This is a genomic window from Fusobacterium ulcerans, from assembly GCF_003019675.1.
Lineage (GTDB): Bacteria > Fusobacteriota > Fusobacteriia > Fusobacteriales > Fusobacteriaceae > Fusobacterium_A > Fusobacterium_A ulcerans.
In genome coordinates this window covers 1,422,472-1,442,315 of record NZ_CP028105.1, presented here as the reverse complement: position 1 = coordinate 1,442,315, position 19,844 = coordinate 1,422,472, and the positions used below count along the sequence as shown (strand labels likewise).

The window sequence follows — 19,844 nt, the reverse complement described above, 5'->3', positions numbered from 1 at the left end:
AAAGGAGACCTTAAAAGCAGAAATATAAAATTTAATCTAACTTTTTATCTCCTATTTTTAATAACCAATTTAATTTATTTATTGCTCTATAATTTTTCTCCATTAGACTCAATAACTTTTTTATACCAATAAAAAGACTCTTTTCTGCTTCTGTTTAAAGTTTCTCTTCCTTCATTATCTTTATCTACATAAATAAACCCATATCTTTTTTTCATTTCTCCAGTAGTAAATGATACACAATCTAGACAGCCCCATGGTGTATATCCTATAACTTTTACCCCATCTAATACCACTGCTTTTTTCATTTCTTCAATATGAGCTTTGAGATAGGCTATTCTATAATTATCACGTATCATTCCGTCTTCTTCTATTTTATCCATAGCTCCAAAGCCATTTTCCACAATAAATATAGGCTTCTCATATCTTTCATAAAGAAGATTTAAAGAATAACGAAGTCCTTCTGGGTCTATCTGCCATCCCCAATCAGTAGCTTTTACATATGGATTTTTTACAAACCCACTGAATATATAATCTGATTGTTCTTCTGCATTTTCCATTTCAGCTTTTACAACTACTGACATATAATAACTTATTCCTATATAATCAACAGTTCCTTGTTCCAATATTCCTCTATCTTCTTCTGTAATATCTAAAGTATATCCTGCTCTTTCCCATTCTTTTTCTATATATGAAGGATAATGTCCTCTCACATGAACATCTGAAAAAATATATCTTTCACGCATTTTTTCCTGTGTTTTCATGACATCTTCAGGATTACATGAATAAGGGTACATTGGAACAAATCCAATCATACAGCCCATTTGAAAATCTGGATTTATCTCTCTGGCTGCCTTTACTGCTCTAGCACTTGCTACTAACTCATAATGAGCGGCTTGATACATTACCTTTTTTGCCTCTTCTCTCTCTTTATACAGTACTCCTGAATTTACAAAACCAAAAATAGGGTTAGAAATATCTGTCTGATTATTTATTTCATTAAATGTCATCCAGTATTTTACCTTATTTTTGTATCTTTCCAAAACTATTCTGCTGTATTTTTCAAAAAAATCTATAAGTTTACGGTTTCTCCACCCTCCATATTTCTTTACTAGATAATATGGCATTTCAAAGTGTGAAAGTGTCACCACAGGTTCTATTCCATATTTTAAAAGTTCATCAAAAAGAGAGTCATAAAATTTCAACCCTTCTTCATTTGGAGCATCTTCATCTCCCTTTGGAAAAATTCTGGTCCAGCCTATAGATGTACGAAAACATTTAAACCCCATCTCAGCAAAAAGTTTTATATCTTCCTTATAATGTCCATAAAAATCTACTGCTTCATGATTTGGATAATATTCATTTTTCAATATTCCATCAGTTATTTTTCTAGGATGTGATACACTTCCTCCTGTCATTACATCTGCTATGCTGATACCTTTCCCACCTTTATTATAACCACCTTCCACCTGATGAGCTGCGACTGCTCCACCCCATAGAAAATCTTTTTGAAAACCTTTATTCATAGAAGTCCTCCTTTTTTCATATTAATACTTCTATTATATAAAAAAAAGATGCAGAAATATTTCAATTTTCTTTGCATCTTTTTAATATTCTTTGTTTTTAATAAATTTCTCTCTGATGAACTGCCCTATATTTTGCTGGTGTCATTCCAGTGTATTTTTTAAATACTGTATTAAAATAGCTTTGAGAACTAAATCCTAAATAGCTGCTGATAGTTGCTACTTCATGTTCTGAATATTTCAAGAGATTCTCTCCCTCTCTAATTTTTTCCTGCTGAATATAGTTCACAATCGTTTTTCCTTCCAGCTTATGAAAAATATGAGAAAGATATTCCTTGTTCATTCCAAGTTCACGTGCCATTTCTTCTACACTTATTTTTTTATGAAGATGTTTGAATATGTATCTTTTAATCTTTTCCAGTATTTTGCTATTCCCTTTCTGGCTGTTGCTCTCATTTACCAATTGTCCAAATTTTTCTTTGGCATAGTCCATACTCTTTTGTATCTCTTCCTCTGTGGTACTTTTATCAAGTTTTCTGATACAAGCATCACTCAGAGCAAAAGCATTTTCAGGAGAGACTCCTCCCTCCATAGCTGCCCTAGTAAAAAGAGTCACACAGCAGATTGCAAAATATCTAAAATTTTTTATTGGATCATCTGATAATCTTCCAACATTTCCCTGATATTTTTTCAGAGAAATCTTTTTCAGTCTTTCTACATCTCCACATTTTACAGCATCCATAAGTTCTCTTTCATAACGGATAGATATATGATATTCATCATTTTCTCTTTGAGAAAAGATATCCTCTGTATAGTCTGTAAGTATATTTTTTTCCATATCTTTTCTATCTTTATCCATAAATTCTATAATACTCCATATTTTTTAAATGCATCTGTACTAGACATTCCATTTTCTATCTCTTCTCTTACTTTCTTTTCTGCTCTTACTTTTTCCAATGATTTAACTATTACTTCTTCCTCTATATTTTTAGGAACAATAAGTACTCCATCCATATCTGCAACTACTAAATCACCTGGATTTATCCATACAGCTCCTATTTCAATAGGACATCTGTAATCAACTATTTTAGTTCTTACTGATGAATCCTGTGCAAATCTTCCTCTACTGAATACTGGAAAATTTTGTTCAAGCATCATTTTAGTATCTCTGTGGTATCCATTTATTACAGCCCCTGCTGCTCCTCTTTTTTTAGCTGTTGCTGTAAGTATTTCTCCCCAGTAAGCACATCTCATATTTCCTCCATGAGCTATGTATACATCTCCCTCTTGCAGTTGATCCAATGCCTCAGTTAATTTTCCAAAAGGCTCACTTTGCTCTCCATATACATCTATCATATTTACTGGCATAGCTCTTCCTGCTATCTTCATATCTAAAAGTGCAGGCTGTATTTCTGGAAATAGAATTTGATGGTAATACCCCATTCCATCTAATATATCTCCAATTACTGGTGTGTAAAGCTCTCTCTTTACAAGCTCAAAAAGTTCCTTATCATTATTCCACTCTTTCATCATATTTCCCCCTTATTTAGTAGATATTTTGATTATATCACTTTTGCCTTAGAATGAAAATAGATATCTATACAAAGTATTTTCTTTTCAGTTTTTCTGATAAAATTATCAAAAAATTATTTTAGTATTCTAAACTTTTTAGTACAAAAAATAAATATTTTACAATGAAAAAAGACTCCAACAATTTAATTTCAATGCCAGAGTCTTTTTAAAATTCTATTTTTTTATCAATTCCATTTTAATGAAAAGTCATAAAAATAATTTTAATTTTTAAATTTTTAAAAATAATTCCAAAAGCACAAGCTTCATGTTGATTGGATATCTTAACATTCCTTTTAAAGTAAGTCTCTCTTCCAGACCTTTCATATCTCCTAATACATAGATAGTATACTCTATTATTTTTCGATAAATCTCTTTGTCGGAAGTTCCTCTCGTTATCTCCTCTACAAAAAATATCTTTTCCTGAGGTGATATATAGTATTTTCCTTTAATAAAATCCCTTATGCACTTATATATTCCAGTTTTATATTCCAATTCTTTAGTTTCAGTATATTTTTTAAGAAAATTCCCTATATTTCCATAAAATTCTGATTTATTTAAATCTAGTTCAGAATCTTTAAATCCCTTAATATCTTCACTGTTTCCCATATAAAATGAATATGTAAAGTCATCTACATTTAATTCTTGTGCATTTCTCTTCTTTATCTTCACCAATATACTTCTTGATTTAATTGTAGGAAGTATATTTAAGCTACTGCTGAGAAGAATAAAAAAACTTCCTTCATTAGGTTCCTCTATAAGTTTTAAAAGAGAGTTTCCTGCCTCTTTTTTCATTTTCTGTATATCTTTCAGTATGAATATCTTTCTTCCGCCTTCATAAGAACTGGATGAAGACTTATATGCAAGCTCTCTTACAGCATCTACTTTTATTCCACTTGAATCATCAAGCACTTCCAAATCACTGTAGATAAGCTTATCTATCTTTCTGCATACACTGCATGTATCACAAAAATCTCCTTCCAAAGTTTCACAACATAGTCCTTTGGTAAAATAAAGAGCAAACTCCATAAGTTGTTCTGAATCGCTTCCATAAAAAAGATATGTTCCTGATTTTTTTTCTGCTTTAAGTTCATTTCTAAAAAAAGTTTTAACCTCTTCATTAGAAACGATATCTTTTATCATTATCTTTCAGCCTTCTCTATCTTTCTAAGGATATTTAACTGATCAAGAGCCAGTCCAGCCCCTTTTACTACACTTTCAAGAGGATTTTCAGCTAATTTTACATTTAGGTTAGTATATTTAGCTATCATTTCTGGGAAGTTTCTAATAAGAGAACCTCCTCCAGCCATAACTATTCCCTTATCAACTATATCAGCTGCAAGTTCAGGTGGAGTTCTTTCAAGAACATATTTTACACAATCTACAACTTCCATAAGAGAATCATTTATAGCTTCTCTTACTTCTTCAGAAGTTATCTCCACTGTTTTAGGAAGTCCAATTATTAGGTCTCTACCTTTTATAGTCATTTTTTCCTCTTCCTCTAAAGGCAATGCTGTTCCTATTCTTATTTTTATTTCTTCAGCTGTCTTATCTCCTATAAGAAGATTATGAGTTTTCTTTACATATTTAATGATATCATTATCAAAGTTATTTCCAGCAGTTCTTATAGTTTTACTTACTACTGTTCCACCCAGAGAGATGACAGCTACGTCAGTAGACCCTCCTCCGATATCTATTATCATATTTCCTTCAGGCACAGCTATATCAAGCCCTGATCCAAGAGCTGCTGCTCTTGCTTCTTCTATAAGATATGCTCTCTTTGCTCCAGCAGATATAGCAGCTTCCAATACAGCTCTTTTTTCTACCCCTGTTACATCAATAGGAACACATATCATAATTTCAGGCATAATAAAATTATATGACCCAAAAACCTTTTTAATAAAATATTTTATCATAGCTTCAGTAATATCATAGTCAGCTATAACTCCCTCACTAAGTGGTTTTACAGCTACAATTGTATCTGGAGTTTTTCCAAGCATTTCTTTGGCTTCATTTCCTACTGCCAATACTTTTCTACTTTCTCTTTCTACCGCCACTACTGATGGTTCATTTAGAACTATTTTCTTATGTTTTTTACTATAAACCAGTGTATTTGCCGTTCCTAAATCGATTCCTATACTTCTATTCAATCTAAAACTTGGGAATAATCTCATCGCTTTTCACCCTCTATACATTTTTTTATTGCTAATTCAATCAAATCTTCTCTTCCATCAACATAAAATCCAGCTATAAGTGCTTCAAAAGCTGTTGCTTCTTTATATTCCAAAACTGAGCATGATTTAGGAAATGTCTTTATATTTCCATTTTTTGCCCTGTTTCCCAGCATCTGATATTTTTCCTCTAATAGAGGAACTATCTCCTTGTATAATACACTCTGTCTTTTGGCATTGACACACTCCTTAACTCTTTTATTGAGGTTCTGGAGATTCAGTCCTTTACTTATCCAATATTTTCTTATACAGAGTTCCCAGACAGCATCTCCAAGGTATGCCAATACTACTCCACTTGTTTCCTTCAAATCTACATGCTCCATGTAGTTGTATCCTTTCCATCCTTGATTTTTATACCTATCTCTGCCAATCTGTCTCTGATTTTGTCAGACATAGCCCAGTTCTTGTCAGCTCTTGCTTCTCTTCTTAATTCAAGAATAAATTCAACAAGCTCTGAAGTTAGATTTCCAACTTCATTATCAAGTTTAAGTATAACTCCTAAAACTTCCTGCATTATATTAACTACATAGTCCACAGTTTCTTTTACAGTTTCTTTTCCTTTTGCACTTAGTTTATCTTCCTCAAGAGCTTTGTTTAATTCTTTAATAAGTTCAAATATAGCTCCAAGCCCTTGTGCAGTATTAAAGTCATCATCCATAGCAGTTACAAATTTTTCACTTGAAGATTTTAGTACTTCTGCCAGCTCAGCGCAGTCTGCTCCATCCTCTTTTGTATCTGCTGCCAGTGCATCTTTAGCTCTTAATAAAGCATTTTCTATTCTTTCCAGTGATGACTTAGCTTGATTTAATTCATAGTTAGAGAAATCCATAGGTTTTCTGTAATGAGCTCCAAGTATGAATAATCTTATTACTCTTCCTTCAAATTGATCCAATACTTGTCTAAGAAGCATAAATGTTCCTGACTTAGACATTTTTTCTCCATTGATATTGATGTATCCATTGTGCATCCAGTATCTTGCAAATTCTCCTCCACAAGAACATTTAGATTGTGCTATTTCATTTTCATGATGTGGGAATATTAAATCCTGTCCTCCACCATGTATATCAAAAGTGTCTCCTAAATATCTATGAGACATTGCTGAACATTCTATATGCCATCCTGGTCTCCCTTTTCCCCAAGGCGATTCCCAACTTGGCTCTCCCTCTTTTGCAGCTTTCCAAAGAGCAAAATCCACAGGTGATTTTTTTATATCTGCAACTTCTATTCTTGCACCGCTTTTAAGATCATCTACATTTTGTTTAGAAAGAGCTCCATATCCATCTTTGTATTTCTCTACATTGAAGTATACATCTCCCTCTGCTTCATAAGCATATCCTTTTTCTATAAGGTTTTGGATTATTTCTATCATATCTCCAATATGTTCAGTCGCTTTAGGTCTTATCATTCCAGCTTCTTTAAGGTTTACTTTTGAAGTATCCTCAAAATATGCTTTTATATATTTTTCAGCTATATCTTTAAGAGAAACTCCCTCTTCATTAGCTCTTCTTATCATTTTATCATCTACGTCAGTAAAGTTTTGTACATACTTTACTTTGTATCCTCTATATTCAAAATATCTTCTTACTGTATCAAAGAAAATAGCTGGTCTGGCATTTCCAATATGAATATAGTTATATACTGTAGGCCCGCAGACATACATTGACACTTCCCCTTCTCTTACAGGTTTGAATTCATCAACTTTTCCACTAAGCGTGTTATATATCTTTATCATTTTACCCTCCTTAATAGTCTTTCTATATTTTTAGAATTAATTTCTGCTTCAAAAGTTACTTCATTACCAATTCCTGCTATATTCAAATCTGTTCCCTGTAATTCCTCTATACCAAAATTGCTGTAAATATCCAGAGACCCATATAGGAATTGTCCTCTTACCAACACTGCTGGATGAGGATTTTCTACAAAACTATCCTTTCCATAAACAAGTGTATTTTCATCTTTAAAAAACAACCTTGCTCTGTTTGAAATTCTATATCCATCTTCTGTCTTGAACATACTTAAAGCTTTTTTTACTTTTTCAGCATTTTTCAATGGTATCATCATAGTTGCATTATTAGTGTCAGCTATTATCTCTCCATCTATCTCTTTAAGAAGATCTGACGGTTTTGTTCCAATAAATCCCTGCCACATAGCCAGTATTAAATCTTTATTATTTCCAAGAGTATATGAGTTAAATACAAGTTTTTCCAGCTTTGAAAAATCCTTCATTGAAAGATATATAGTATTTTTTCCAGTGTATTTCAATAGCTTTCTCTCTTCTGGCTGATCATTGAATGCAGCAAATACATCCTTATCTCCAATAATTTTCCCCTGTAATTTTACTACATCTTTATCTATAGTTCCTGTAAGAGATACAGCTTCAATTCCAAGATCTTTAGTTTTCACATTATTATATATAAGAGTTCCTAGAAGATTATCTCTTGTTTCATCTATTATATTTTCTATTTTAGCATTATAAGTCCCTTTTTTGTTAATTATTTTTTTCAAAACTGATTTATTTTCAGAAAAAATTATTAAACCTCTATGGAAACACATGTATATATCTCTTTTTAATCCATATTTTTCCATATATTTGCTTTTTAGTCTGTAAAATTCTCCATCTTTATCAAAGTATTTTACACTGTCTTTTAATATAAAGAAATACCAGTATCCTGTATCTACAACTACTGCACTTTTTATATCCTTATTATAGAAATCCGAATCAGAAAAAGCATATATTTTCGAAATATATTTTTTTGTTTCTTCAAATTTCTTATAGTCAGCTTCTTTTCCAGCTGCATTTATCAAAGGCATTACCTCTTTAAAATCCTTATCTGCTATACCTTCATTTGCATATATTATCTTTGTATCTTCCCCTATAAAATCTCTTGGAGATACTTTATATCCAAATCTATATCCCGCTAGAAAACCGACAAAAACAATTATAACAAAAAGCAGTATATATCTTTTTTTCATAAGCTTTTCTCCTTACTCAAATCTATTTTTTTGTATTCTTTTTAACTCTCTAATAGTCAGATCAAGTTTTTCAGCTTTGAATACTGGAGCACTTGTTCTTGCTCTCCTTATACAGCATGGATTAATACAGCAACATAAAGTTTCCTCATTAAAATACCCTGCTTCTTTTACAACCTCTCCAGTAGGATCTATTACAACAGAATTTCCAAAGAATGTTATCCCATCTTCTACTCCTGTTCTATTTGTCATTATATTAAATACCCCATTAGATATGGAACTGCTCTTTAACAAAGCTTTCCATGTAGCTGATACAGAAGCTTTATTTACTCCAAGCTTTGCTGGTGCATTAGCTATTGAGAATATATACTTAGCTCCATCTTGTGCAAGAATGTAGTGAGCTGACTGATGCCATGCATCTTCGCATATAAGCATTCCCATTCTTCCAAACTTTGTATCAAATGCCCTTATTTTTTCTCCAGCTGCAAAATATCTTCCTTCAGAAAACATACCATAGTCAGGAAGATAAACTTTTCTATGTTTGTGTATAACTTTTTCATCTTCCAGATAATAAGCTGTATTATATGGATATTCCTCTTCTCCCAACTCTGCCATACCAAATATTATACTTATCTCTTTACTTTTCTCCAACAGTATTTCTGGAACATCTCTCATAGCTGTTTCAAAGACTATATCTTCCAGCATATATCCATTTAATGCCAGTTCAGGAAATACTATGATATCATCTCCAGCTTCTATTCCCTTTTCTATTGACTCTACCATTTTCAATAAGTTCTGCTCTGTACTTCCTAATACAGGCTTCATTTGTTCTATACGAATATTCATAACTCCCCCTATTTAAGAGATAACAAATCTTCTAATGTAGTTATCTTTATATTATCATAATCTCCTGTAATTATTTTTACCTTTTCTCCTGCTCTTTCTACAAGAGAAGAATCATCTGTTCCAAGAAATTTTTCTGCCTCTGCTTTTTTATACGCTTCCTTTAATATATCTCCTCTGAATGTCTGAGGTGTATGAACAGCTACAAGCCCTGCTCTGTTTGGAGTAGCAAGTATTTCTCCATCTATTCCCACTACTTTTATAGTATCCTTTACAGGTACTCCTATCACTGCTCCAGCAAGAGTTTTATCATTATCCAGCGCTTCACAAGTCATTTTTATATATTTTTCCTTCATAAAAGGTCTCACTCCATCCTGTACTAGTATGTATGTGCTCCCCTCATCTTCTTTCAGAGCGTTATAAATAGAGTCTTGTCTCTCTTTTCCTCCTGCAAGAATTTTCCTAACTTTTTTTATATTATATTTATTACATTGTTTTTTCACTAAGTCAATATTATTTTCATTAGTTACAATAATTATTTCATCTATCAAAGAAGAATTTTCTGCTGTCTCTAAGGGAAAAATAAACAGAGGCTTCCCATTATGCTCAAAGAACTGTTTTGGATAATCCAGCCCCATTCTTTTTCCTATTCCAGCTGCTGCCAATATTAGCGTTATTTTCTTCTTTTTTATTTCAGAGTCACTACTGTACATCCTAATCCTCCCTCTCCATGTCCTCCTATTCTATATTCTTTTACATAAGGACATTTTTTCAGGTAGTTAAGTATTCCCTCTCTAAGTGCTCCAGTACCCTTTCCGTGTATCACATAAACTTCATTATATGAATTCATAACAGCTCTGTCCAGATAAGTCTCCAGTTCATAAACTGCTTCATCCACCATTTTCCCTCTCAAATCTATTTCACTTCTTACAGCTGTTTTCTTATGAGAGAATGAATTATATACTTTCTGTTTTTTCTCTTCAACTACTTTCACATCGTCTAAAGATACTTCCAGCTTTAATATTCCTGCCTGTACCTGTACTGTTTCTTTAGAAAGATTTATCTTTAATACATTTGCAAACTGGTTAAGACTGTTTACAAACAATCTTTCTCCCACTTTAAAATCAACTTTTCTTGCAACTTTTGGTTTTTCTGCAACAGTTTTAGTTTTATCATCCTGTAAAGCCGATCTAAGCATATTTAGACTTTTCTGAACATTCTTAATATCTTCTTTTTTATTATCTTCTTTTTGTATCTTCTCAACTAGAGCTGCTGCCTTAGACTGCATCTCTTTCATCATTCTGTCTGCTTTTTCATAAGCTTCCTTCAAGATATCATTTTTTTCCTTTTCCAGAACTCTAAGTTTCTCCTCAAAGGCTTCTTTATCTCTTTGGGCAGCTTCTTTCAAGAACTCTACTTGTCTTTTCATTATATCGAGTTCATCTGCTTTATCCTTGATATTGCTTATCATTTTCTCTATTTTTTTATTGTCATCACTTATGTAGCTCTTTGCCTTGTTGATTACCTCTTCAGATACTCCAAGTCTTCTGGCAATAGTAAGAGCATTACTTTCTCCAGGTATCCCTATCAATAGTCTGTAAGTAGGAGAAAGAGTTTCAACATTAAATTCCATTGATGCTGTTTCTATTCCCTCTTCATTATATCCATGAGCTTTTACTTCACTATAGTGAGTAGTTATTATTGATTTACATTTTTTATCTTTCAGATAATCTATAACTGCCATAGCAAAAGCTGACCCTTCAGCAGGGTCTGTTCCTGATCCTAATTCATCTAATAATACAAGAGAAGCTCTAGTTACATTTTCAAGTATTTCCTGAACATTTTTTAAGTGAGCTGAGAATGAAGACAGAGACTGTTCAATGCTTTGCTCATCTCCTATATCAGCATAAACTCCTGTAAAAAATCCAATACTTGAATGTTCATGAGCAGGAATAGGTATTCCGCTCAATGCCATCAATGTAAGAAGCCCAGCTGTTTTTAGTGCAACAGTCTTTCCTCCTGTATTTGGCCCTGTTATAAGGAGAGTGTTATAATCTTTTCCTATTTCAAATGTAAGAGGAACAACTGAGGAAACTGGTATAAAGGGATGTCTCGCGTCTACCAGTGTCAGTATCTCTCTATTATTGATATTAGGAACTACACATTTTTTCTCTATCCCATACATGGCTCTTGCATTAAGTATGTCCAGTGTGATAACTGCTTCCCCAACTCTGTCTATATCATCTTTGCTGTTTCTTATATAGTCAGTTATTCTAAGAAGTATTTTTCTTATCTCTTCTTTTTCTTTTATCTCCAATTCTCTGTTTTTATTATTCAAAGCAACTATTGATAATGGCTCAATAAATACTGTCTGCCCACTTGATGATCTGTCATGTTCGATACCTTTTATCTGCCCTTTGAAATCTGCTTTTACAGGAACTACACTTCTTCCATCTCTTTCAGTAATTATCTTTTCCTGAAATACTTTAGCAAACTGAGGTTCATTAAAAAGTTCATCAAATTTTCTCTTGATATTCATAGCGAGAGTCTTCTTATGTATTCTGATATCTCTCAAGTCAAGAGAAGCATCATCTTTTATCTCTTTGTTATTATCAATAGCCTTGTTTATAATATCTTCTATTCCTCTCAAAATAGGAACATCATTAAATTTATCTCTTAAATCTTTGTATTTATTTAAATCTTCCAATCTGTTTTTAAATACTCTGAAAAGTCTTAGGTTATGATTGATATCCCACAAATCTTCTACATCCAGATATGTCCCTATCAGCTGTGATTTCTTTGTCAGCTTGCAAATATCTTTCATTCCAGCAGTTTCTAATCCCCCATCAAATTTCAAAAAATCTGTAAAATCTCTCAACACATCAAGTTCTCTATTTAAAGAGCTGAAGTCTTTGAAAGGTTCAAGCCCCAATATTTTATAATGGTTCTCTTCTATAGCACTATAATTTGAAATTTCTTCTCTTAGCTTATCAAATTCCAAAACTGTATAACTATGTCTATTCATTTTTACCACCTTGTTATATATTTACGTTCATTTTATTATATCACAAATCTCTATTTTTCTTAAAGAAAGTTGAAGAAATTTAAAAAAAACTTGATATTTTCTTTATTTAATGATACAATTATTTGCAATTGTGTGTTCAATTGCAATCAGGAAAGAGGTGACAAAGATGCAAAGATGTGAAATCACAGGAACTGGAATTATCAGTGGTAACCAAATTTCTCACTCTCATAGACTTACTAGAAGAGTATGGAAACCAAACTTACAAGTTACTACTATCGTTGTAAACGGATCTCCAGTTAAAGTTAAAGTTTGTTCAAGAACTTTAAAAACTTTAAGAGGTGCCAGTGAAGTTGAAGTTATGAATATTTTAAAAGCTAATGCTTCTACTTTAAGTGCTAGACTTGCTAAATTCTTGAGCAAATAGTCTTAATCTTAACAATGGGATACCTTTAATAAAAAAAGACAGCTTGAAAAAAGCATGTCTTTTTTTTATATCTTTTTTTACCCTGACAAATGACAACAACAATGAACAGGAATTTATTTTACTTTTAAGATATACTTTAACTGAGAGGTGGGATGTTATGGATTGGATATTTTATATGCAGAATGCTATTGATTATATAGAAGATAATCTTCTTGAATCAATTGATTACAATGATGTAGCAAAACGAATTGGTTTTTCTAATTTTCATTTTCATAGGACTTTTGCTCTACTTGCAGGAATGACAGCAAATGAATATATTCGTAAGAGAAGATTGTCTATGGCTGGAGAAGAACTTTCTATGTCCAATGCTAAAATCATAGATATTGCATTTAAATATGGCTATGAAACTCCAGAAAGTTTTTCAAAAGCTTTTAGCCGATTTCATGGATTTAATCCAAGTGATGCCAAGAAGTCTGGAACATCTCTAAAAAAATTCTCTCGTTTTTCTATTAAAGTAAAAGTTGAAGGGGGTAAAATTATGGATTACAAAATTGAAGAAAAAGGTTCTATGAAATTTTTAACTGCATCTAAAAGTTTTCTGAATGAGATAATAAATGAAAAGGGGAATCGAGAAGTTTCTGATTTCTGGACTAAATCTTTTAAAAATGGAACTATAGAAACATTGAAAAAAAATTCTGTTGATAGTGGAATATATGGCTTATGCCTTCCTGTATCTAAAGAATCTGATAGCTTTAAATATGGAATTGGAGTAAAAAGCACTGATATTCACAACAATGTAGAAAATTTTGAAATATGGACAGTAAAACCATCTATGTGGGCTGTTTTTAAGTGCGTTGGAAATGATGGCCAATGTATAGCTGATATGTGGGAAAGGATATTTAGTGAATTCCTGCCCACTTCTCCTTACAAAATGACTGAACAGGCTGATTTAGAATATTATTATGAAAATAATGAAAATATATTTTGTGAACTATGGATACCTGTTGAGAGAAAATAGATATATGGCATAAAGAAATGAGAATAGTGAAGTCATTGTCCCTTCTACTATTCTCATTTTGTTTTAACTAGAAGTTAATTTATATCTTACTAAAAATATTACTTTTGAATAATCTAAATTTCCCTTACATTTTTTATTCAATTACGTCTGGAACTTTTGTCTTTATTATAAAAGCTCCTATTATCATTCCTACTATTGATGGAACTAGCCATGAAAAGCCATATTCAGCTAAAGGCATTTTACTTAAAATTATTTTAAATATAGAAATATTTAACCCTGCATTCACTAAAGTCTCCATTAAACTAAAGAGAAAAGCCATTAAAACTCCACCTTTAAAAGGACCATCATTTAGAAGAAATTTCTTTATCAGCCCTAAGAAAGTCAGCACTATACATATTGGATAAATTACTGCAAACATAAATGATGCATACCCAACTATTCTATTAACTCCAAGAATCCCCAGGCACCCTCCTAATATGCATACAACTATCAGCCATGTTGTATATTTTATTCTTCCCTTTGTAAATTCCTCTACAAATTCTGCACCAATAGTTGCTATTCCTACTCCAGTAGTAATACATGCAAGCATAACAATAATTGCCAGAACTCCTGAACCAATTTTTCCAAGAAGCTGTTCTACTAATATTATCAACATTGTTGCCATAGACATATCTGTTGTTACATATTCATTCCCTGTTGCTCCTAAATACAACAACCCCACATAGATAATTGTAAGACCTATTATAGCTACTAAAGCTGTAATATATATTCCTGCATTTATCTGACTTTTCTTTATCTCTCCATCTCTCAAGGCATTAAAAAACAGTGAGGCACACATCAAGCCTAAAGTCAGATCTCCAGTATTGTATCCTGTTATGAGAGCTCCAACAAATGGTTTTTCTATTCCTGTAGGAACTGGTGCTCCTATTGGAGTAATCACTGCTGCTGCAACTATTATTAACAATGCAACTAAAAGTACTGGCGTAAGATATTTCCCAATTTTATCTACTACTGAACTAGCATCTTTTGATATAAAAAATATAATCAGAAAGAATATTAGTATTGTTACTGGCATTGGAACTTTATCTGTCAGGGCACGAACTCCCATTTCATGTGTTGTAGCTGCTAATTTAGGCATAGTTGAAGTAGTAGCTAGTATCAATACCATTATCAGATAAAAAAAGTTATAAAACCAAGGGGTAACGGGATTCAAAATATTTTTAACATCTCCCCCTGAGTTATTTACTGCAATTACAGCAATTACTGGAAGCAGTATTCCTGAACAAAATAACCCCAAAGCTCCTGCTACCCATTGTGTTCCACTTGCTGCTCCTATTCCAGGAGGAAATATTAGATTCCCTGCTCCGAAAAAAGTTGAAAAAAGAGCAAACCCTACAATAATTCCTTTCTTAATCACTTTACTGTCCATAAATTTTTCCTCTCCTCTTTTTATTTATTTTGTAATTTAATCTTTTTTATATACAGTTTCTCCATTGACCATTGTGAAAGAAATTTTTACATCTTTTATCTCATCTTTTGGAATATTATAAATATTTTTTTCTAATCCTACTATATCTGCATACTTTCCAATTTCTAGTGTACCTTTAATATTTTCTTCAAAAGACTGATATGCAGCATTTATTGTAAATAATCTTACTGCTTCATCTATACTCAATCTTTGAGCTGGCATCCATCCCTCTTTTGGAAGTCCTTTTTTATTTTTGCTTGTTACTGCAAAATATATATTTTCCATAATACTAAAGCTTACAACTGGAGAATCTGATCCCCCTGATATATGAATTCCCTTATCCAGCATTGTTTTCCAGACATATGATGTAGCTACTCTTTCCTTTCCAAGTCTTACTTCTGCTACTTCCATATCATCTTCTATAAAAACTGGCTGTATATAGGCAGTTATATTTCCTTTTACCATTTTGTCTAATATTCTTTCATTTGTAATTTGAGCATGCACTATTCCGTTTCTCATAGGATTAGAAAGATCGTCTTTATTTACTTCATTCAAAATATCTGCTGCTATTTCAATAGCTCCATCTCCTATACCATGTACTGCTACCTGCATATTTTTTTCTTTAGCTTTTGTAAAGAATTTTCTCAATTGTTTTTCATCTAAAACCTGTATTCCACGAGTACTTGGGTCATCACTATATGGCTCATTCATATATGCTGTTCTAGCTCCTAGTGACCCATCTGATATAACTTTCAAAGGTCCGATTTTAAAATATTCTCCACCTTGCCCTGTTCTATACCCTTTATCTATAAATTCTTCAAAATTTTCATAAACAAAAAACATACATTGTTCATAAGTTCTTACTTTTAATTTTCCTGCTTTTTCAAGTTCTGTATATGCTATTATTACTTTTTCCCAATCTTCTTCTGGAACTGCTGAGAAGTAGTCAGCACTATGTACTTGTGTTATTCCCTCTTTCAAAAAATCTTCCTGTACTGTAAGAATCATATCTTTAATATTTTCAACAGTCGGTTTTTCTAAAATTTTTCTGTAGATTGTTACTGCTGATTCTCTCAATATTCCTTTTTCTGTATCTATATATTCCATATCTTCTTCTGGAACTCCATTTTTAATTATCAATTCCATGGCCTTTGAATTTGTCACTGCAACATGGCCACATACTCTCACTAAAATTATTGGATAATCTGTAGATATTTTATCTAAATCCTTTTTATAAATAAACTCATTTCCATCTTCAAAGTCTGCTTGATTCCATCCCCAACCTATTAACCATCCTTTATATAGCCCATGCTTACTATAATGTTCTTTCCCTCTCTTAATAACTTCATCTACCGAATTTGAACCATTGAGCCTTATAAATTTTTTTGTTTCTGCATAATCCATAGCATGAAGATGGGTATCCACAAACCCTGGAAGAACTAATTTACCTTTCATATCTATTTTTTCTTTTGCTTCTATCTCTCCAGCTTCCTTATCTTTTCCAATAAAAGATATCTTCCCATCTTTTATTCCCATTGCTTCATAAATAGAGTTGGTATCATCCATTGAATGAAACTCCCCATTATATAATAACGTATCTAAAGTCATTTTGTTCCCCTCCTTAAATTTCATTGCTCTAATTAAAAGCAAGTTTTGTGCCAAAATTCCCCCATGTACCAATTTCCTCTAAAATATATAACTTTTATCTTTATTCCTTTTTCAATCTATTTAAGAAATCATAAAATTTTTTATAAGCTTGTAAAAAATATTTTACAAATCTATTTTGAATATGTTAAAGTAATTCAAGGAGGGATTAAAATGATCGAAAGCTATATTGATTTAATAAAAACGATAGATAATTCTTTTGATGGAATAATGGTTGTAGATGAAAATCTCATAGTTAGGTACTGCCGATACTTTTCTGCTTCTGGACTTGGAAGTGTTGATGTAAAAACAGCTATTGGAAAAACTCCTCTAGATATTTTTGCAAATATTGATCAAGAAACTTCTACTTTCTATAGAGCAGTAAAATATGGAGAAACTATTTTAAATAATACGCAAATTATCGTCTATGCCAATGGGAAAAAAGAACCTATAGTTGACAGTACAATCCCCATTATTGCTGATGGAAAAATTATAGGAGCTGTAAATACAGTAAGATTTGTCAGCAATTTTAAAAAGAATAATTTTACCAATCATTCAAATATACTTGCTCCATGTTCTAATGAACTTTATTCAATTGAAGATATAATAGGTGCTTCTGAAGAGATAATAAATTTAAAAAAGAAGATATCTAAAGTTTCCAGAACTAATTCAAATATATTTATTTACGGAGAAACTGGAACTGGAAAAGAGATGGTGGCTCAATCTATTCACAGCAACAGTGCTAGAAAAAACAAAATATTTATTTCTCAGAACTGTGCTGCTATTCCTGACAATCTTCTGGAAAGTATTCTTTTTGGAACTACAAAAGGAAGCTATACTGATGCCATAAACAGACCTGGAATCTTTGAAATGGCAGATGGGGGAACAATTTTTTTAGATGAGATTAATTCTATGAATCTCAATATGCAGGCAAAGCTTTTAAGAATAATAGAGGATAAAAAAATAACAAGAATTGGAGGAATAGAAACTAAAGAGGTTGATGTGAGAATAATTGCAGCAATCAATCAGACTCCAGAAGCATGCCTTGCTGAAAAAAGAATCCGTCCTGACCTTTTTTACAGATTGTCCAGTGTTCAGATAAAGACTCCTTCTTTAACTGAAAGAAAAAATGACATAGAAAAGCTAGCTCAGTTTTTCATTGAATTCTACAATAAAAAAATGAATATGAATATCTCAGATATTTCAAAAAATGTTCTAGATCTTTTCTATAAATATCCATGGCCTGGAAACGTCAGAGAACTGAAAAATGTAATTGAAACTGCATTTAACTTTACATCATCTAATACTATTAAATTAGATGATGTTCCTGACTATATTTTAACTGCTAACAATAAACCTAATTACTGTAATAATTCTATTTATAAGTCCTCTGAAAACGAGTCTCTAAATACTGCTATTGAAAACTTTGAAAAAAGCTATATAATTGAAGCTTCTCAAAATACTTCTTCTTTTTCAGAGTTAGCTGATGCATTAAAAATATCAAGGCAACTCCTCAACCATAAAATTAAAAAATATGATTTAAAAAAATATATTCATTATTAAAAAAAGAAAAGACCAACTAAAAATCACAGTTGGTCTTAATTTTATATATTATTATTCTTCCCAAAAAGCGTATCCATCTCTTCCTTTATTTTTCACTGTATATAGAGCAGTGTCAGCTTCGTGATAAAGTTCCTCAAAAGTTTTTTCATTCCCTTGCCAGTGAGATATTCCTATACTGCATGTTATATTTCTTGCTTCTTTATCTGGGATTTCTATCTTATTTATCTGATGCCTCAACTTATTTATTTTATCTTCTAAATATTCTACAGAAAAAGGTTCATAGGTTAGAATACAAAATTCATCTCCCCCAAATCTTCCTACTATCCCTTTTTTTCTAAAAGAATTCATAAGAATTTCTGCTACTTTTATCAATACTGTATCCCCAAAAAGATGCCCATATTTATCATTAATAATTTTAAAATAATCTATATCCAGTATGATAAAAAATCCTGAAGAATCAACCTCTGATTTTTTTAATTTTTCTTTTATGTATGAAATAACAGTTCCTTTATTATATATCCCTGTCATTATATCTAACTCTGATTTCAATTCCATTTCATTAGAATATTTTCTTATAAATATTAATACTACCATTATTAAAAATATCAAGGAAATAGATGATATAAAGAACTGCAATCCTATATGCACAAATTCTCCTAATAAATGTGAGTCTAAAACAATTCCCCCTTCAAGGAGAAGTATCTTGATTCTAGTAAAAAAATGATATCCAAGACTCATAACCAAAGCAGTAACTACTCCTGCAAAAACAATCAATATTCGTCCACTTTTTTCCTTTTTTTCAGATATTTCTATGACCTCTATCTGCCTTTTAAATTCCTTTACTTTCTTATTAGTGCTTATTATATAAATAGCAAGAATTATCAGTATAGTCCCTAATCTATTTACTATACTGTTTAACTTAATCATGTCTTCAAATGTATTTAAAGGACTGAATCCAAGTTCTGGAAAAAGAAAATATAGAGCTGTATAAACCAAAAAAGAATGTACCATGTCACTTAAAAAAGCAGCTACAGATACTGCTAGTTTCTTATATTTACTCCATTCAACACTTTTGAATATAATACCCGCTAAAAACCCAAATGCCATTCTTGTTCCTACACTGAGAATCACACTTGAAAATGGAGCTCCGCTATTAAAAGGAGAAAATATGCTGTCAACATATGAGACTCCAGATATAGATGCCTTCCACATACTAGTAAGCCCAAATATTCCTCCCAATGCCATTCCTTCTAAAGGACCTAAGAAAAATGCTCCAATAATTACAGGAATAGGCATCATAGTTATAGCTAAAGGCTTTATAATAATATATCCAAAAGATGAAAATGCTAAAAGCAGTTCTATTGCTGCTATTACTAAAAATTTATACCAGTGTAGTGGATCCTCTTTTTTTCTCATCATCTTTCCCATTTTGATTACCTCATTTTGTCCACAATATACAACAATAAGATTAATTTTTCTATTTTAGTTGTTACCCAAGTTTATCATATATAAATTTAAAAGTCTATAATTAATTTGCAATAATATTCTTTAAAATGAATTTTTTAGTTC

The 19,844-nt window shown here is 31.5% G+C and carries 17 protein-coding genes; 3 read left to right on the top strand and 14 right to left on the bottom strand.

From position 1 onward, the window contains the following. Positions 1-86: 86 nt before the first annotated feature. From C4N20_RS06570 to C4N20_RS06520, 11 genes are all read right to left on the bottom strand, one after another. Positions 87-1,523 carry a 6-phospho-beta-glucosidase gene (locus tag C4N20_RS06570; protein WP_005982403.1) on the bottom strand — a complete coding sequence of 479 codons (1,437 nt, stop codon included), beginning with the start codon at positions 1,521-1,523 and terminating at the stop codon, positions 87-89. A gap of 97 nt (positions 1,524-1,620) precedes the next feature. Then, complete coding sequence (locus C4N20_RS06565) at positions 1,621-2,379, bottom strand: AraC family transcriptional regulator (protein WP_005982401.1); 759 nt, start codon at positions 2,377-2,379, stop codon at positions 1,621-1,623. Between the two features lie 5 nt (positions 2,380-2,384). Next, positions 2,385-3,050 carry an RraA family protein gene (locus tag C4N20_RS06560; protein WP_005982399.1) on the bottom strand — a complete coding sequence of 222 codons (666 nt, stop codon included), beginning with the start codon at positions 3,048-3,050 and terminating at the stop codon, positions 2,385-2,387. A 270-nt stretch (positions 3,051-3,320) separates the two neighbouring features. Further along, positions 3,321-4,232 carry an ATPase gene (locus C4N20_RS06555; protein WP_005982397.1) on the bottom strand — a complete coding sequence of 304 codons (912 nt, stop codon included), beginning with the start codon at positions 4,230-4,232 and terminating at the stop codon, positions 3,321-3,323. Then, a complete protein-coding gene (gene mreB / locus C4N20_RS06550) occupies positions 4,232-5,263 on the bottom strand; it encodes a rod shape-determining protein (RefSeq protein ID WP_005982395.1) in 1,032 nt (343 codons plus the stop codon). The genes C4N20_RS06555 and mreB overlap by 1 nt, the downstream gene beginning before the upstream one ends. Beyond that, on the bottom strand, positions 5,260-5,643 hold the full coding sequence (locus C4N20_RS06545; RefSeq protein ID WP_005982392.1) for a ribonuclease III domain-containing protein: 384 nt from the start codon (positions 5,641-5,643) through the stop codon (positions 5,260-5,262). Before C4N20_RS06545 ends, mreB begins: the two co-directional genes overlap by 4 nt. Further along, the gene (gene cysS, locus C4N20_RS06540; RefSeq protein ID WP_005982390.1) at positions 5,631-7,052 is read right to left on the bottom strand and encodes a cysteine--tRNA ligase; all 1,422 of its coding nucleotides are present in this window, start codon (positions 7,050-7,052) and stop codon (positions 5,631-5,633) included. The genes C4N20_RS06545 and cysS overlap by 13 nt, the downstream gene beginning before the upstream one ends. Further along, positions 7,049-8,293 carry a hypothetical protein gene (locus tag C4N20_RS06535; RefSeq protein WP_005982388.1) on the bottom strand — a complete coding sequence of 415 codons (1,245 nt, stop codon included), beginning with the start codon at positions 8,291-8,293 and terminating at the stop codon, positions 7,049-7,051. Before C4N20_RS06535 ends, cysS begins: the two co-directional genes overlap by 4 nt. Positions 8,294-8,305: 12 nt before the next feature. Beyond that, positions 8,306-9,136 (bottom strand): nitrilase-related carbon-nitrogen hydrolase, encoded by an 831-nt coding sequence (locus C4N20_RS06530; RefSeq protein WP_005982386.1) that lies wholly within the window; start codon positions 9,134-9,136, stop codon positions 8,306-8,308. 8 nt (positions 9,137-9,144) lie between these two features. After that, positions 9,145-9,846 (bottom strand): 2-C-methyl-D-erythritol 4-phosphate cytidylyltransferase, encoded by a 702-nt coding sequence (ispD, locus tag C4N20_RS06525; RefSeq protein ID WP_005982384.1) that lies wholly within the window; start codon positions 9,844-9,846, stop codon positions 9,145-9,147. Then, positions 9,822-12,158: an endonuclease MutS2 gene (locus C4N20_RS06520; protein WP_005982382.1), complete on the bottom strand. Its 2,337-nt coding sequence runs from the start codon at positions 12,156-12,158 to the stop codon at positions 9,822-9,824. The genes ispD and C4N20_RS06520 overlap by 25 nt, the downstream gene beginning before the upstream one ends. Positions 12,159-12,324: 166 nt before the next feature. Between C4N20_RS06520 and rpmB the strand changes: the two genes are divergently transcribed. Beyond that, positions 12,325-12,582 (top strand): 50S ribosomal protein L28, encoded by a 258-nt coding sequence (rpmB, locus tag C4N20_RS06515; protein ID WP_005950264.1) that lies wholly within the window; start codon positions 12,325-12,327, stop codon positions 12,580-12,582. A gap of 157 nt (positions 12,583-12,739) precedes the next feature. Next, complete coding sequence (locus C4N20_RS06510) at positions 12,740-13,600, top strand: AraC family transcriptional regulator (protein ID WP_005982380.1); 861 nt, start codon at positions 12,740-12,742, stop codon at positions 13,598-13,600. A 133-nt stretch (positions 13,601-13,733) separates the two neighbouring features. Here C4N20_RS06510 and C4N20_RS06505 read toward each other — a convergent pair whose 3' ends face one another. Further along, on the bottom strand, positions 13,734-15,029 hold the full coding sequence (locus tag C4N20_RS06505) for a branched-chain amino acid transport system II carrier protein (protein ID WP_005982378.1): 1,296 nt from the start codon (positions 15,027-15,029) through the stop codon (positions 13,734-13,736). 36 nt (positions 15,030-15,065) lie between these two features. Then, complete coding sequence (locus tag C4N20_RS06500; protein ID WP_005982376.1) at positions 15,066-16,676, bottom strand: amidohydrolase; 1,611 nt, start codon at positions 16,674-16,676, stop codon at positions 15,066-15,068. A gap of 210 nt (positions 16,677-16,886) precedes the next feature. Between C4N20_RS06500 and C4N20_RS06495 the strand changes: the two genes are divergently transcribed. Then, complete coding sequence (locus tag C4N20_RS06495) at positions 16,887-18,275, top strand: sigma-54 interaction domain-containing protein (RefSeq protein ID WP_005982375.1); 1,389 nt, start codon at positions 16,887-16,889, stop codon at positions 18,273-18,275. Positions 18,276-18,326: 51 nt separating this feature from the next. Here C4N20_RS06495 and C4N20_RS06490 read toward each other — a convergent pair whose 3' ends face one another. After that, complete coding sequence (locus C4N20_RS06490) at positions 18,327-19,703, bottom strand: ECF transporter S component (protein WP_005982373.1); 1,377 nt, start codon at positions 19,701-19,703, stop codon at positions 18,327-18,329. Positions 19,704-19,844 lie beyond the last annotated feature (141 nt).